The sequence below is a fragment of the Acetonema longum DSM 6540 genome (genome assembly GCF_000219125.1).
Taxonomy (GTDB): Bacteria; Bacillota; Negativicutes; order Sporomusales; family Acetonemataceae; genus Acetonema; species Acetonema longum.
In genome coordinates this window covers 1-254 of sequence record NZ_AFGF01000080.1, presented here as the reverse complement: position 1 = coordinate 254, position 254 = coordinate 1, and the positions used below count along the sequence as shown (strand labels likewise).

Below are 254 nucleotides of genomic sequence, written 5' to 3'. Positions count from 1 at the left end.
CCTTTTTCAACGGTTCCCTTAAGCGCGGGCTATTTGCTTGAGCACTATCTTGCCGCCATTATAGCGGACGATCATCTCGGCAGTAAAGTCCAAGATCTCGCTTAATTCCGAGTCCGGCAATTCTTCATCAGCATAAATAACTGACAATAAATCCTTCGTAGCAAGCGTAACCGCCGTGCGCCGGGAATCCGAGGTGGGATTGCCGAAGACGCCCAGATCATCCGCTAAAAAGGGCTTGCCCTCGGTGGATACCA

The 254-nt window shown here is 51.2% G+C and carries 1 pseudogene; it reads right to left on the bottom strand.

The window, feature by feature from the left end:
• Nucleotides 1-18: 18 nt before the first annotated feature.
• Nucleotides 19-254: pseudogene (locus tag ALO_RS09525) on the bottom strand (B3/B4 domain-containing protein); the annotation flags it as partial.